The organism is Janthinobacterium sp. NFX145 (genome assembly GCF_049810325.1).
Classification (GTDB): Bacteria; Pseudomonadota; Gammaproteobacteria; order Burkholderiales; family Burkholderiaceae_D; genus Janthinobacterium; species Janthinobacterium rivuli.
Genome location: NZ_CP187360.1, coordinates 3,920,916 through 3,935,407 on the forward strand (window position 1 = coordinate 3,920,916; position 14,492 = coordinate 3,935,407).

Here is a 14,492-nt window from a genome sequence, read left to right on the forward strand (position 1 = left end):
CACGCGCGCGCCTGCCGGGCGCGCACCGATGAACGGCAGTCCTGGCGCAGCTTCGCGGTGCGCCAGGGAGGCCTGACGGGATGACGACATGACAGAATTAATCTTGCAAGCCCTGTATTCGGGCTTGCTGCAGGGCGGCTCCTACGCCCTGATCGCACTGGGACTGGCGCTGGTCTTCGGCACCATGAAAGTGATCAACCTGGCGCACGGCGAACTGGTGCTGCTGGCCGCCTACATCGCCTACAGCGTGGAGTCCGGCCTGGGCCTGGGCCCCATGTTCGCCATTCCCATCGCGCTGGTGATCGTCAGCCTCACGTCCGTGGGCGTGTACCTGATCGTCAGCCGCATCAAGAAAGACCGCGAAATCAATTCGCTGATCCTCACCTATGGTATCGGCGTGATCCTCACCAATTTCATCCTGCTCGTATGGAAGGCCGACATCCGTTCGACGTCGTCGAGCTGGCTGCAGGAAGGGTTTGAAATCGGTCCGTTTTTCAGCATGCGCAGCGAAGTGATTTTCTTTGGCGTCAGCCTGGTGCTGATGGCGGCCCTGTGGCGCTGGTTGTCGACCAGCTGGTATGGCCGCGCCGTGCGCGCCGTGTCCAGCAACCGCGATGCGGCCAAGCTGATGGGCATCGACCCGGGCCGCACGGAACTGGTGTCCTTTTTAGTCGCCGGCATCCTGGCTGCGTTTGCCGGCGTGGCCCTGTTCAGTTATGGCGTGATCCAGCCCGCCTATGGCGGCGCGCTGACGGTGAAAGCCTTCATCATCACGGTATTGGCCGGCATCGGCTCGATCCCCGGCGTGCTGCTGGCCGCCGTGCTGCTGGGCGTGGCCGAAGCCTTGACCGTTACCCTGGCCAGCTCCGCGCTGCAGGAATTGTCCGGCATGGTGCTGTTCCTGCTGGTGCTGTTCATCATGCCGAACGGCTTGTTCGGCGCACAACGGAGGCGCGGATGAAGCGCTCGACACTGATCTCCACGGCGGGCCTGCTGCTGGCCGCCTACGTCGCCGTGCCGCTGGCCCTGGGCGCCAACCAGTATGTGATGAGCATGGTGGTGGCGGCCCTGATCATCGGCGGCGTGGCCATGTCCTGGGCTCTGCTGGGCAATTTGGGCGGCATGGTCAGCTTCGGCCATGCGGCCTTCTTCGGCGTGGGCGCGTATGTCTCCGCGCTGGCCACGGTGAAACTGGGCTTGCCCGTGTTTGCCGCCATGCTGCTGGGCGGCGCGGGGGCGGCCATCGCCGCCGTCATCATGCTGCCCGTGCTGCGCCTGCGCGGGCCGTATTTTGCGCTGGCCATCCTCGCCTACGCGCACATCTTCCGCATCCTGGCCACGGAATGGAGCTCGGTGACGGGCGGCGCCGGCGGCATCAACAATATTCCCACCTTGCCCACCGTCTTGGGCTTCGATCTGGCCAGCAAGACGGGTGCCTACCTGGTGGTCTTGACCCTGGTGGTGTGCTGCGCCTTTGCCTACAGCCGCATCCGCGCCAGCCATTACGGCATCGCCCTGCGCGCCATGCACGACAGCGAAGACGCCACGCGCGTCGTCGGCGTCAACAGCACCTTGCTGAAAGGCGCCATGCTGCTCGTGTCGGCCTTCATGGCGGGCCTGTTCGGCGCCTTCAACGCCCACTACATCAACTTCCTGGAACCGGACTACGCCTTCAACAGCCTGTGGGTCACGTTACCGATCGTGGCGGCCATCTTCGGCGGCTACCGCACGATACTCGGCCCCGTGCTGGGCGCCGTGGTGGTCTACCTGGTTGACCAGCTGATCTTCAAGTCGCTGATCCCCACTGGCCACCAGCTGGTGCTGGGCGTGCTGCTGGTGGCGATGATCGTCTTCAGTCCGAACGGCTTGCTGCCGCTGCTCCGCAAACTGTTCAACGCGAAGGAGAAAGCACATGCTTGAACTCGATAATGTGTCCGTGCGCTTCGGCGGCCTGACGGCCATCGACAGCGTCACGTTAAAGGTGGGCAGCCACGACGTGATCGGCCTGGTGGGCGCGAACGGCGCCGGCAAGACCACCCTGTTCAACGCCATTTCCGGCCTGGTGCGCCCCACCAGCGGCGGCATCCGCTTCGAGGGACGCGACATCATGGCCACGCCCATGTACCAGCGCGCGCGCCTGGGGCTGGGGCGCACTTTCCAGATTCCGCAGCCCATGCATGAATTGACGGTGCGCGAAAACCTCGTCGTGGCGCAGCGCTTCGGCACCGGCAAGGTAGACCAGCGCAAGATCGATGAAATCCTCGACTTTACGAGCCTGGCGGACAAGGCCGGGCGCGACGCGGCCAGCGAACTGGCGCTGACGGAATTGAAAGCGCTGGAAGTGGCCAAGGCGCTGGCGACCAACCCGAAGCTGCTGCTGCTCGACGAAGTGCTGGCCGGCCTGGAAACGAACGGCAAGCGTCGCTTCATGGGCATGCTGAAGGACTTGCACACCGCCTTTGGCGTAGGCATCGTCATGATCGAACACGATATTGAGACCATCAGCAATCTGTGCCAGCGCGTGGCCGTGCTCAATTTTGGCCAGCTGATCGCCGATGGCACGCCCGAAGCCGTGTTCCGCGATCCGGCCGTCATCGAAAGTTATACGGGGGCAGCCCATGCTTGAAATAGAGAATCTGCGCGCCGGCTATGGCGCCATCAATGTGCTGTGGGATGTGTCGCTGTCCATCCAGAAGGGCAAGCTGACCACCATCATCGGTCCGAACGGCGCCGGCAAGACGACCCTGCTGCGCGCCATCATGGGCCTGCTGCCCGTGGACGCGGGCAGCATCGCGCTCGACGGCGTGGCCATCAACGGCACGCCCACCTGGAAGATGAGCGACGCGCGGGTCACCATGATCCCCGAGGGGCGCATGACGTTTCGCGACATGAGCGTGGAAGAAAACCTGATCATGGGCGCCTTCCCGAAAGAGCACCGCAGCCACATGCCGGCGCGCCTGGCCGAAGCCTACTCCATGTTCCCGCGCCTGCACGAGCGGCGCCGCCAACTGGCCGGGTCACTGTCCGGCGGCGAGGCGCAGATGCTGGCCATGGCGCGCGGCCTGATGTCGGACCCGTCGCTGCTCATCATCGACGAGCCTTCGCTGGGCTTGGCGCCGCTGGTGGTCAACGAACTGTTCGAGATCCTCGCGCGCCTGAACGACGGCAAGCGCACCATCATCCTCGTCGAACAAAACACGGCGAGGGCCGTCGGCGTGGCCGACCACGTCTACCTGATGCAAAGCGGCAAGGTGGCGCTGTCGCAAAAAGCCGATGAGGTCGACCTCGAGCACCTGCACGAACTGTATTTTGCGCGCTGAGTGATATCCGCTGCCTGCGGCTATTACTCGTCCTCGTCTTCGTCCTCGTCGGCCAGCTTGTCGAACACCAGCAGCTCACTCTTGCCCATTCCGGTCATCACGAAGGGATCGTCGGCAGGAAAGCGGCCCGTATCGACCAGCATGCGCAGCTTGCTCAAGCGCTCGCCCAGCGCCAGCGCTCGGGCCTGCGGATCGGCATCGTCGTGGACATCGACGCCCGCATGCCCGATCGCGCGGGTCACCGACTCGGGAAACTCCCATAATTCGGCGATACGGACCGACAGGATGCGCGCTTGCGCAAACACCTGGGCAATGAAGGCGTCCGATTGCGGGAAGGCGTCGGGCGCATGCATCTGGTCGATCAGGCGGAACGCCACCACCAGGCCCACATTGGCCATCAGTCCCGCCAGATAGGCGTCGAAGGCGTTGGCCTGCATGGCCGGTGCGACCAGATTGGCCGCCAGCGCGCATTTTTCGGACTGGCGCCAGATCAGCGGCGCCGTGCGTATGGTCAGTCCGCCGCTTTGCATGCTGACGATGGGGCGGAAGGCGACGCGGGCCAGCAGCATGCGCATGCCGTTTTGCCCGAGCAGCATGATGGCGCCTTCCATGTTGTTGATCGACGGGCTGGCGTTGTAGCGCGAATGGTAGCGGGGCCGGTTCGCCTCGCGGTAGACTTCGGCCACCAGCAGCACGTCCTGGGCCAGCTGGCGCGACAGCTCGGCCGCGCTCATGTTTTCATTTTGCAAGGTCCGCATCAACTGCGGAATGATGGCCGGAATGCGCGGTATCAGCGCGGCGCCAGCGATCGGCTCACTGGCCAGGCGCGTCAATTCGTCCAGAATCTGCTGCTCCGCCTGCTTTGTCGCCTGCGCCGAACCGGCGGCCGCCAGCCAGCGGTAGTAGGTGGCATCGATTTCGGTGATGCTGGCCGGCTGCCGTGCCATCTCGGGCGCCGCCGCTGCCGTGAGGGGCGCAAGTTTGTTTTTTTCGTCGCCGCCGTTCAGTAATTTTCCTATCCAACCCATTTTATTCTTCTAGTCCTATCTGCATCACTATCGCGACATCCGCCCCGCGATTTTACTTGATGACAGCCGTGCCGGTGCGGCGGGCGTGACCGGCGTTGTTCATCTGCCGCAAAGTGCTACAGTGGCGCTCTCGCAGCTTCCCTGCTTTGCAAGGTAAATCATGAGCAATATGCTTGCCCAGTACGTCACCGCTCAGGCCTGCAACAACGCCTGGGCCAACCACCGCCTGCTGAAGGCTTGCGGACAGCTGAGCCAGGCCGAGTTCCAGGCCACGCGCGTCAGCTTTTTCCCCACCATCCAGTCCACCCTGAACCACATCCTCACATGCGACTGGTTTTACCTCGATGCGCTCGAACGCGAGCTGCGCGGCGAAGCGCCGCATGCCGACTGCTATGTCTTCTTTGAAAAGGACGAGCCATTTACCGACTGCGCGGCCCTTCACGCGGCGCAGCGCGCGTCGGACCTGCGCCTGATCGCCCATTGCCGCAGCCTGTGCGATGCGGACCTGGCGCGGCCCGTGACGATATTGCGCGACACGCCGCAAGTCGACACGCGACTGCGCATGCTGGCGCATCTGTTCCAGCACCAGATCCACCACCGGGGGCAAGTACACGCCATGCTGGCCGGCACGCGCATCGCGCCGCCGCAGCTCGACGAATTCTATTGCGCCGGCGAGGCGGACGAGCGGGCGCAGGATTTTGCGGAACTGGGCTGGACGGAAGACGCCGTCTGGGGCCAGCGCTGAGTCATTCCCCGGCGTGGCAGCAGACGCACAGCTTGTTGCCATCGAGGTCGCGGAAGTAGGCGCCATAGTAATGGGCGTGGTAATCGGGACGCAGTCCTGGCGGCCCTTCGCACGCGGCGCCCAGCGCCAGCACGGCCTGGTAGCAGCGGTTCACCTGGGCGCGGCTGGCCGCCAGCAAGGCCGTCATCTGTCCATTGCCGGGCGCGGCCGGCAAGCCGTCATGCGGCACCGTCAGCACCAACAGGGGGCGCGGCGCCTCGTTCGCCATCCAGCCGGCCCAGGGTTTGGCCGGGTCGTGGAATTTCTCGATCAAGCCGAGTTCTCCCAGCAGGGTCGTGTAGAAGACGTAGGCGCGTGGAAAGTCGTTGGTGCCGAGGCAAATATGGGACAGCATGCTGCTCCTTGATGAATTCAGGCAGGTGTGCGGCGAAATGCGCCAGCTGATTATAATGGCGCATCGCTTTTTGACACGCTCCCATGCCAGACCTCGACCGCCTTCAGCTACACCCGCCGGCCAGCAGCGACCTTCCCGCCTTGCTGGCCTTTGAACTCGAAAACCGCGCGTATTTTGAAAACTGGGTCACGGCGCGCGCGCCATCCTACTATCACCAGGAAGCCATCGCCGCCGCCATCGAGCAGGCTCAGCGCGAGCGCCAGCAAGACCTCGCCTACCAGTACCTGGCAAAACTGGACGGACAAATCATCGGCCGGGTCAACCTGACGGCCCTTACCCGTCCCTATTTCAATAAAGCAACGCTCGGTTACCGCATCGGCGAACGCTTCGGCGGACGCGGCTACGCCACCCGCGTGGTGGCCCTGCTGCTGGAAGAGGCTTTCGGCCCACTGGAACTGTGGCGCCTGGAAGCGACGGCGCGGCCGCAAAACCTGGGCTCGGTCGCCGTCATGCAGCGCAACGGCTTTCACCAGTATGGCCGCTCGGAAAAAGCCATGCGCTTCCAGGATGCTTGGTCGGATTTGCTGTATTTTGAACGGCGCAACACACAAACCATGGCCTGAGATGCCGGATTTTTTCCGGCAGCAACGCGACTTTGATACTATCAGGGGCGACTTTGTGCAAACGCAAAGCCGCACCATGATGGACTGATAACTTCAAGGCTCGGGAATCTTCCCAACCTTGCCAAGTCCAACATGAAACTGCGGCTACGCCTGTTCGAACACGTGCTGGTGGTGCTGGCATTGGCCGTCGTCATCTTTGCCGCCGCCATCGTGCTGGCACGGATGACACAGTGGGCGGAAGCGCGGGAACTGCCCGCCTATCTTGTACAAGGCATGCATCTGGTGGGCAAGGTACTGTTTTTCCTGGACGGCTGCATCGTCATTGCCGTCAGCAGCATCCTGGCCGCCCGGCTGTTCCGCATGCTCACCAAGGAGGATTTATGAACGACTTTCACTACCTGCTGACCCTGCGGCATCCGCGCCGCTTCTGGTGCAGCGCCATCGTCATCGCCGTGGTCTCGGCCATCGTGCTGGGGCCCTGGCTCGACAGCAATCCATGGCTGGTGGCGATCCCCTTCGTGGGCGGCGGCTTGCTGGTGGCGCTCGGCGAGCTGTGGGATGACATGCACGGCAAGCGCCTGCAGAACGGCGACGACACGCATACACCGTGCCAGCCTCGCTGAAACCGGCGTAGTGATGCGTGCACGCAACAGCGGCACGCCGTCGCGCGCCCTTGCCGGCCCCATACCGGCCTATTACCGGCCCTTTACCGTCCATTTACCTGCGCATTGGCCGCCGTTTTAGCACCATTTAAGACTGGCTTAGCACCATTTAAGACTGGCTTCAGCCTCGCCGTGCATCGTGAATATATCGCCAGCAGCCATGGCGCCCCCTTCACCATCACGGGTACAGCCCAGCGAAAGAGCCAACATGAGCACATGGATGCGCGCCAACAAAGGTTTTTTGATGTTTCTCCTGCTGTTCGGCGTGTTCCGCACGGCCGTGGCGGACTGGAATCCCATACCGTCGGCGTCGATGCGCCCCAACCTGCTCGAAGGAGACGTGGTCTTCGTCAACCGCCTGGCCTTCAACCTGAAAGTGCCGCTCACCGATATCGTGCTGCAGCGCCTGGGCGAACCGCAGCGGGGCGACATCGTCACCTTTTCTTCGCCGAAAGACGGCACGCGCTTGATCAAGCGCATCATCGCCCTGCCCGGCGACACAGTCGAGATGCGCAATGAACAGCTGGTCATCAATGGCCAGCCCGCCCAGTACACGGCACTCGACACGGCGCCGGAGACCATCGCCCACGTGGGCCAACTGACGGCACAGCGCATCAGCGAACGCAACCAGACCGAGCAGCACCGCATCCAGGTCTTGCCGCAAATCGCGGGTGCGGCCCGCAGCTTTGCGCCCGTGACCGTGCCAGCCGACCATTTCCTCATGCTGGGCGATAATCGCGACAACAGCGCCGACTCGCGCTACTTCGGCTTCGTGCCCCGCGCACTGCTGATCGGCAAGGCCGAACGCATCCTCGTCTCGGCCAATATCCAGGAGCATTGGCAGCCGCGGCTGCAGCGTTTCGGCATGAAGCTCGAATAAACAACGCCCTTGCAACGGCGCCGTGCTTTTCGGTTAGCATGGCGCATCATGCAAAATTTTTCCTCAGCCAGCCAGCAGTCCGCCAGCGACGATCTTGCCCTTGAGCAGCTGGCGCAGTTTCTGCAGCGCCATCCCGACGTGCTGCTGCTGACGGGCGCCGGCATCAGCACGGCGTCCGGCATACCCGACTACCGCGATACAGAAGGCGTGCGGCGCGGCAATGCGCCCGTGCAAGGCCCCGATTTTCGCCGCCAGGAAGCCGTGCGCCGCCGCTACTGGGCACGCAGCATGGTGGGCTGGCCGACCCTGGCGCGCGCCACGCCCAATCCTGGCCACCTGGCCATCGCCCAACTGGCCCAGCGCCAGAGAATAGGCGGCCTGGTCACGCAAAACGTGGATGGCCTGCATCAGCAAGCCGGCAGCACCGCCGTCACGGAGTTGCACGGCAGCATACATGGCGTCGTGTGCCTCGATTGCCAAAGCCGCCATACGCGCCGCCTGATCCAGGACCAGCTCGAACGCGACAATCCGCAGCTGCTGGGCGCCACGGCCACGCCGGCGCCCGATGGCGACGCCTTGCTGGAGCCGTCGCAGCTGGCCACCTTCCACGTGCCCGTCTGTCCCCGCTGCGGCGGCACCCTGCAGCCCGACGTGGTGTTTTTCGGCGACGGCGTGCCCGCCGCCTGCGCGGCCGAAGCCGAAAGCAAGATGCACACGGCCAGCGCCCTGCTGGTGGTGGGCTCGTCCGTCATGGTGTATTCGAGCTTTCGCCTGTGCCGCATGGCGGCCGAAACGGGCAAGCCCGTGGCCGCCATCAACCTGGGCAAGACGCGCGCCGACCATTTGCTGGCCTTCAAGACCGAAGCGCCGGCACAAGACATCTTGCCTGCATTAGCGGCCATGCTTGGCTGATCCGATGCCGGCCCTGCGCCGCTCTGGCTATACTGTGGCATTAACGAGGAGAATTCATGCTGGAACTGTTGAGTGAACACGCCTGTTTTGGCGGCGTACAACGCTTTTATCGCCACGACGCGCAAGCCATCGGCTTGCCCATGCGTTTCTCGGCCTTCATTCCCGACACGGCGCCAGGCGCCACGGTCAGCACCAAGCGCCCCGCCCTGTTTTACCTGGCGGGCCTGACCTGCACGGAAGAAACGTTCATGATCAAGGGCGGCGCCCAGCGCGTGGCGGCCGAGGAAGGCTTGATCCTGATCGCGCCCGACACCAGCCCCCGTGGCGCGAACATCGCGGGCGAAACGGATGCCTGGGATTTCGGCGCGGGCGCCGGTTTTTACGTCGACGCCACCGAAGCGCCATGGCGCAGCCATTATCGGATGTACAGCTACATCCTGGAACTGCGCGCCTTGCTGGAACAGGAACTGGCGATCGATGCGCAGCGCACGGGCATTTTCGGCCACTCGATGGGCGGTCACGGCGCGCTGGTGCTGGCCTTGCGCAATCCTGAGCTGTTCCGTTCCGTGTCCGCCTTCGCCCCCATCGCCGCACCGAGCCAGTGTCCATGGGGCAAGAAGGCGTTTTCGGGCTACCTGGGCAGCGATGAGTCCAGCTGGCAGCAGTACGACGCCAGCGCGCTGATGCGCGGCCTGCAGGGCCAGCCGCCGCTGTTCCCCGAAGGCATCCTGATCGACCAGGGCCTGGCCGACAAATTCCTGCCCGAGCAACTGCACCCCGACATCTTCGAAGCGGCATGCCGCGACGCCGGCCAGCCACTACGGCTGCGCCGCCATGCCGGCTACGACCACGGCTATTACTTCATCGCCAGCTTCATGGAAGAGCATGTGCGCTTCCATGCGAGGAATCTGCGCGCCCTTGCCTGATCTATTGATCTACTCTACTGCGCCGTACTGGTATGCCCGTTGAAATGGCGCGTATACCAGTCCGTTGCCAGCAGGGCGGCCTGGTGGCGCGTGTCGGGGCCGCCGGGGGCGGCGATCTGTTCCAGTTGTTTGTCGCAGCGCAAGGTGGCGAACGCCATGCGGTTCAGGCCAGCCACGTCGGGGTCGCGCCCGCCCACGATCAGCAGCGACGGTACGCGCACGTTTTCCAGTGCCGCCTTGCCGGCCATTTCCACCTGGCCATCGCAGACGGCCAGCGCGGCAATCTCCGCGCTGCGCCAGGCCGCCAGTTGCATCACGACGGCCGCGCTGGTGCCATAGCCGTACAGGCCGCAGGGCAAGCGCCGCGTGGACGGGTCCACTTGCAGCCAGCCCAGGGCTTTTTCCAGTTGGCGCGCCAGCAGCACGATATCGCTGCGCACGAAATACGCATGGCCATTGCTGCCGCCGCCAGGCCCGACACCGGCCTGGTCGAAGCGCAGGGTGGCGATGCCCGCTCGCAAGAAATCCTGGGAAGTGGCGTGGCTGGAGGCGCCCAGGTAGTCGCTGTCGGCGCCTGCGCCGTGGGCAAACAGGACGATGCCCACGGGCCGCTCGGGCATGTCGAGCACGCCATCCATTTGAAGTTCATCGGCCGTAATGCTGACAAATTGTTCTTGCATGGTTGCCTCCGCAATCGAGCTGGGATCTTGCCGGGCCGGGCACAGCCTGCATGCCCAGGGTGCTGACCTCAGTGTAGCAGCCTGCGCCCGTTCACGCGCGGCGCACGTCAAATTCGCCGCGCGCCCGCATCAGACGGCGCCGTGCCGGTCCAGCCCCTTCAGCACGGCTTCCGGGCGGATCGGCAAATGCCGCACGCGCGACGCCACGGCGGCAAAGATGGCGTTGCCTATCGCCGGCGCCACGGCCGTCGTGGGCGGCTCGCCCATGCCCGTCGAAGTTTGCGTACTGGCAACAAATTCGATGTCGAGCTCGGGCACATCGGCCATGCGCAGCGGCGTGTAGGTATTCAGGTTGGTATCCTTCACTTCGCCGTTGAGGAAAGCCGTGCCTTCATGCAAGGCCATGCTCACGCCCCACAGGGCACCCCCTTCCGCCTGCGCCAGCGCGCCATCGGGGTCGACGATGCTGCCCGCGTCGATCACCATGAACAGCTTTTCGACTTTCACCATGCAAGTGCTGCGGTCCACTTTCACTCTAGCAACGCACGCCGTCCAGGTGGGCATATCGCGTTCCTGGCCGAACGTGGCGGCAATGCCCAGGCCCGTGTCGGGCGGCATGGCCGTACCCCAGCCCGCCTTGTCCGCCACGCGCCGCAGCACGTGGGCCAGGCGCGCGGCGCCGCCGACGGCGTTCGGCGCGCTGCCCGCATTGCGCCCGGTGGCCTGCAACAGCGACAAACGGAACGCCAGCGGATCGACCTTGGCCGCCTGCGCCGCCTCGTCCATGAAACTTTCCACAGCCCAATTCGTCCAGCCCGGACCCACGGAGCGCAGCCAGCCGGGGCGGAAACTGCTGTTGGCCAGGTCATTCGACACGGCCCGCACGCGCTGCGCGCCCACCGTGTACCAGTGGTCGGCGCCGGCGATGGCAAACGGGTCATACGGATGGCCTTGCTTATCCTTGGCCAGGAAGGCGGGAATCATCGCCTGCGTGGGCCAGCCCGCGCTCGCTTCGTGCACCATCGCCGACACCTTGCCGGCGCCGTCGAACGCCATGCGCACATGCTGCACGGAGGGCGAACGGGGCGAATCGAAACGGGCGTCGTCGGATCGCGTGCAAATCATCTTGACGGGGCGTCCCACGGCTTGCGCCGCCAGCGCGGCCGGCACGCAATAATCGCCATTCAGGCGCCGCCCGAAGCCGCCACCGAGCAGATAGGTGTGCAGCATGACATTGCTCTCCGGCACCTTCAACGCTTGCGCCAGCACGGGCAGAATCAGCGATTGCCACTGATTACCCGCATGAATGTGCCAGACGCCGTCGATTTCCTGCGCCACGGCATTCACGGGTTCCAGCTGGAAATGCAACACGGTGCTGGTCGTGTAGTGGCGTTCCAGTTGCAGGCTGGCATCGTTGAACGCTTGCTCCACGCCATCATCATCGACCACGCGGGCACCCAGGCTCGCATCGGCCAGCTGCCTGGTGGCATAGTTGAGGATATCCTGTTCCGCCACGTGGGCCGCCGCGCCGGCCCGCCATTTCACTTGCACCAGGTCGGCCGCGCGCATGGCGGCCGCATAGGTTTCGGCCACCACCATGACCCAGCCGGGCACCGTGCCGCTGGGGTCTTGCAGGGCGAACGAACGCAGGTAGCCCTGCACCTTCCTGGCCGCCGAGTCATCGATGGACACGACTTTTGAGCCGTAGCGCGTGGGCGGGATCTTCGGGCGCGCAAACAGCATGCCCTCGACTTCCGCATCGATGCCGTACACGGCCGTGCCATTGATTTTCGCGGGAATGTCGAGCGCCTGCACGTTCTGGCCGATCAGGCTGCGCTGCTGCGGCGTTTTCAGCACGATGGCTTTCAGTTGCTCGGGCGTGTACTGGCGCGCCAGCTTGCCACGGCGCACGATGTCGCCATAGCTGATCGACCGCCCACGGCCATGCACGACACCGAGCCGGGCGTGGCAGGCGGACACGGGCACGCGCAGCAGGCGCGCGCCCTCCTCGACCAGCGCCAGGCGCCCGGCCGCGCCGGCACGGCTGAGCGGGTCGAAATTCTGCCAGACGGACCAGCTGCCGCCCGTCACCATCAGCCCCCATTTCGGGTCCGTGTCCACGTAATGCAGGCGCACCTTGCTCCAGTCCGCTTCCAGCTCTTCGGCCACGATGCGCGCCAGCGCCGTGCCGATGTGCTGGCCCATTTCCGCCTTGGCGATGTTGACGGTGACGATGCCGTCGCGGCCGATCTGGAACCAGATGCTGGGATCGAACACGGGCGCAACGGTTTGTTTCGACGGCACGGATGCCGCCTTGCCGGCGGCCAGGGAACTGTCGGCGCGCAAGAAGGCCAGGGTAAAACCCGCGCCGGCGGCGGCGATCAGGAAACCGCGCCGCTCCAGCGCGCTGGGACGGGCACTGGTAGTTTCTTTTGGCAACTTAAACACCGGGCGCCTCCTGCATGCCGGCCGCCATTTTAATGGCCTTGCGGATGCGCACATACGCCATGCAGCGGCACAGGTTGCCGCTCATGACGGCATCGATATTCGCATCCGTCGGCTGCGGATAATCTTTCAACAAGGTAGCCGCCTGCATGATCTGGCCCGACTGGCAATAGCCGCACTGGGGCGCCTGCGTGGCGAGCCATGCCCGCTGCAAGGGGTGCGTGCCATCGGGCGAGAGGCCTTCGATGGTGGTGATGGCGCAGCCGGCCACGGCGGCAATCGGCGTGATGCACGAACGCATGGCGCGGCCATCCACGTGCACGGTGCAGGCGCCGCACATGCCGATGCCGCAGCCAAACTTCGTGCCTTTTAATTTAACTTCGTCGCGCAGCACCCACAGCAGGGGCGTCTCGGCGTCGGTCTCGGTGCCGAAGGGCTGGCCATTGACAATAAGGTTATACATAAGTGTTATACATAAAAAACTTTCAAGAATTACTTGCCGGCGCGCGCGCGTGCCACGGCCGCTTCCAGATTCGTCCAGGCCGGCTGGTGGCTGCGGCTGCGGCGCAAATAGGCGGCCAGCTGGGCCACGTCGTTATCCGTCAGCGAGGCGGCAAAGCCGGGCATCAGCACGCCGGGCATGGCCTCGTCCTTGCTGATGCCGCGCAGTATCACCTGGATCAGGTTGGCGGGATCGGGCGCGCTGACGGCGCTATTCAGGCTCAGCTCCGGCCGCAGGGTCGCGGGCTTGCCGTCGCTGTTTGAATGGCACGCCGCGCAGGCGGCCACATACAGGCTGGCGCCACGATCATTGTCGACCAGGCTGACGCGCTGCGAGCGGGCGATGCCGGCTTTGACCACGGTATCGGTATCGATCTGGCGCTGCTCCGCCCCGGCCACGCCGGCAAAATACGTTGCCAGCGCACGGATATCGCTATCGGGCGAAGCGCCCATGCCTTCGTGCACGACGGCCGACATGGGCCCGGCCGCCACGCCGTGCAGGGCCGTCGCGCCCGTGCGCAAAAAGGCGTACAGCTCGTCCTGCGTCCACGGCAAAGGCGCCGTATTGGCGCTGGTCAAGGCCGGCGCATACCAGTGGTCGATGGACGCGCCCAGATAGGACGAACCGGCAAGTTCGGCGCCCAGCGCATTGCGCGGCGTGTGGCAGGCGGCGCAATGGGCCAGGCCTTCGGCCAGGTAGCGGCCCCGGTTCCAGTCCAGGCCTTGCGCGGGGTTCAGTTGAAAGCTGGCAGGCTTGAAAAACAGCAGCTTCCAGCCTGCCTGCAGCGGCCGCAAGTTCAGGGGGAACGGCACGCTGTTGGCGGGCGCCACCGCATACACGGGTGGGCGCGTCATGACATACGCGTACAGGGCCGTCAGGTCGGCATCCGAGACAAGATTAAAATGGGTGTACGGAAAGACGGGATACAAATGGGCGCCATCGCGCCCCACGCCTTCGCGCATGGCACGCTGGAAGGCGGCCTGCGACCAGCGGCCGATGCCTGTTTGCCGGTCGGGCGTGATATTCGTCGCGTAAATCGTGCCGAACGGCGTGGCCAGGCCGTGGCCGCCCGCATACTCGGCGCCGCCCTTGGCCGTATGGCAGGCGGCGCAATTGCCCATGCCCGCCAGGATGCGCCCCCGCTCCACCACTTGCGGGGAAAATGCCGTGGCCGCAGGCGGATCGATGGGCGCCAGCGCGGGGCGCCAGTAATACAGGTACGCGGCCAGGGCCGCCACGATGAGCAATGCCAGCGACAGCAGCAAGCCGGTGAAGATTTTCTTGAGCAAAACAGGAGTCCGGTAAGAGGCCAGGCACGCGCCTGCCGCGCACGGACGGCGGCAGCAGGGCAGATTGTGGCAATGAATGGGAGAAT

General features: G+C 64.8%; 17 protein-coding genes. 11 read left to right on the forward strand and 6 right to left on the reverse strand.

Annotated elements, in window-relative coordinates:
* The first annotated feature begins 88 nt into the window (after window positions 1–88).
* The 4 genes from ACPJXG_RS17430 to ACPJXG_RS17445 are packed head-to-tail and all read left to right on the forward strand — an operon-like array spanning window position 89 to window position 3,320.
* Window positions 89–961, forward strand: coding sequence for a branched-chain amino acid ABC transporter permease (locus ACPJXG_RS17430; RefSeq protein ID WP_035817692.1), 873 nt, complete (start codon window positions 89–91; stop codon window positions 959–961).
* A complete protein-coding gene (locus ACPJXG_RS17435) occupies window positions 958–1,920 on the forward strand; it encodes a branched-chain amino acid ABC transporter permease (RefSeq protein ID WP_425251819.1) in 963 nt (320 codons plus the stop codon). The genes ACPJXG_RS17430 and ACPJXG_RS17435 overlap by 4 nt, the downstream gene beginning before the upstream one ends.
* Complete coding sequence (locus tag ACPJXG_RS17440; RefSeq protein ID WP_425251820.1) at window positions 1,913–2,626, forward strand: ABC transporter ATP-binding protein; 714 nt, start codon at window positions 1,913–1,915, stop codon at window positions 2,624–2,626. Before ACPJXG_RS17435 ends, ACPJXG_RS17440 begins: the two co-directional genes overlap by 8 nt.
* Complete coding sequence (locus tag ACPJXG_RS17445) at window positions 2,619–3,320, forward strand: ABC transporter ATP-binding protein (RefSeq protein ID WP_425251821.1); 702 nt, start codon at window positions 2,619–2,621, stop codon at window positions 3,318–3,320. Before ACPJXG_RS17440 ends, ACPJXG_RS17445 begins: the two co-directional genes overlap by 8 nt.
* A 23-nt stretch (window positions 3,321–3,343) precedes the next feature.
* Here the strand turns inward: ACPJXG_RS17445 and ACPJXG_RS17450 are convergent, their stop codons facing one another.
* Window positions 3,344–4,348 carry an HDOD domain-containing protein gene (locus ACPJXG_RS17450; protein WP_425251822.1) on the reverse strand — a complete coding sequence of 335 codons (1,005 nt, stop codon included), beginning with the start codon at window positions 4,346–4,348 and terminating at the stop codon, window positions 3,344–3,346.
* 160 nt (window positions 4,349–4,508) lie between these two features.
* Between ACPJXG_RS17450 and ACPJXG_RS17455 the strand changes: the two genes are divergently transcribed.
* A complete protein-coding gene (locus tag ACPJXG_RS17455; RefSeq protein WP_035817686.1) occupies window positions 4,509–5,093 on the forward strand; it encodes a DinB family protein in 585 nt (194 codons plus the stop codon).
* Window position 5,094: 1 nt separating this feature from the next.
* On the opposite strand, the gene ACPJXG_RS17460 is transcribed toward ACPJXG_RS17455, so the two are convergent.
* A complete protein-coding gene (locus ACPJXG_RS17460; protein WP_035817684.1) occupies window positions 5,095–5,487 on the reverse strand; it encodes a VOC family protein in 393 nt (130 codons plus the stop codon).
* Between the two features lie 83 nt (window positions 5,488–5,570).
* On the opposite strand from ACPJXG_RS17460, the gene ACPJXG_RS17465 reads away from it, so the two are divergent.
* From ACPJXG_RS17465 to fghA, 6 genes are all read left to right on the forward strand, one after another.
* Window positions 5,571–6,110: a GNAT family N-acetyltransferase gene (locus ACPJXG_RS17465; RefSeq protein WP_425251823.1), complete on the forward strand. Its 540-nt coding sequence runs from the start codon at window positions 5,571–5,573 to the stop codon at window positions 6,108–6,110.
* 132 nt (window positions 6,111–6,242) lie between these two features.
* Window positions 6,243–6,494, forward strand: coding sequence for a hypothetical protein (locus tag ACPJXG_RS17470; protein WP_035817681.1), 252 nt, complete (start codon window positions 6,243–6,245; stop codon window positions 6,492–6,494).
* Window positions 6,491–6,733: a hypothetical protein gene (locus ACPJXG_RS17475; protein WP_035817677.1), complete on the forward strand. Its 243-nt coding sequence runs from the start codon at window positions 6,491–6,493 to the stop codon at window positions 6,731–6,733. Before ACPJXG_RS17470 ends, ACPJXG_RS17475 begins: the two co-directional genes overlap by 4 nt.
* Window positions 6,734–6,980: 247 nt before the next feature.
* Entirely contained in the window at window positions 6,981–7,652 is a 672-nt protein-coding gene (gene lepB, locus ACPJXG_RS17480) for a signal peptidase I (protein ID WP_070304325.1), read from the forward strand.
* Between the two features lie 48 nt (window positions 7,653–7,700).
* Complete coding sequence (locus tag ACPJXG_RS17485; RefSeq protein ID WP_425251824.1) at window positions 7,701–8,564, forward strand: NAD-dependent protein deacetylase; 864 nt, start codon at window positions 7,701–7,703, stop codon at window positions 8,562–8,564.
* A gap of 56 nt (window positions 8,565–8,620) precedes the next feature.
* A complete protein-coding gene (gene fghA / locus ACPJXG_RS17490; RefSeq protein ID WP_425251825.1) occupies window positions 8,621–9,490 on the forward strand; it encodes an S-formylglutathione hydrolase in 870 nt (289 codons plus the stop codon).
* A gap of 14 nt (window positions 9,491–9,504) precedes the next feature.
* Here the strand turns inward: fghA and ACPJXG_RS17495 are convergent, their stop codons facing one another.
* The 4 genes from ACPJXG_RS17495 to ACPJXG_RS17510 all read right to left on the reverse strand — a co-directional run bounded on the left by ACPJXG_RS17495 (window position 9,505) and on the right by ACPJXG_RS17510 (window position 14,406).
* Window positions 9,505–10,170: a dienelactone hydrolase family protein gene (locus tag ACPJXG_RS17495; protein WP_051958330.1), complete on the reverse strand. Its 666-nt coding sequence runs from the start codon at window positions 10,168–10,170 to the stop codon at window positions 9,505–9,507.
* Window positions 10,171–10,299: 129 nt separating this feature from the next.
* A complete protein-coding gene (locus ACPJXG_RS17500) occupies window positions 10,300–12,618 on the reverse strand; it encodes a molybdopterin cofactor-binding domain-containing protein (protein WP_425251826.1) in 2,319 nt (772 codons plus the stop codon).
* On the reverse strand, window positions 12,611–13,078 hold the full coding sequence (locus ACPJXG_RS17505) for a (2Fe-2S)-binding protein (protein ID WP_425251827.1): 468 nt from the start codon (window positions 13,076–13,078) through the stop codon (window positions 12,611–12,613). Before ACPJXG_RS17505 ends, ACPJXG_RS17500 begins: the two co-directional genes overlap by 8 nt.
* Window positions 13,079–13,107: 29 nt before the next feature.
* Window positions 13,108–14,406, reverse strand: a complete 1,299-nt coding sequence (locus ACPJXG_RS17510) for a cytochrome c (protein WP_425251828.1) — start codon at window positions 14,404–14,406, stop codon at window positions 13,108–13,110.
* Window positions 14,407–14,492: the final 86 nt, after the last annotated feature.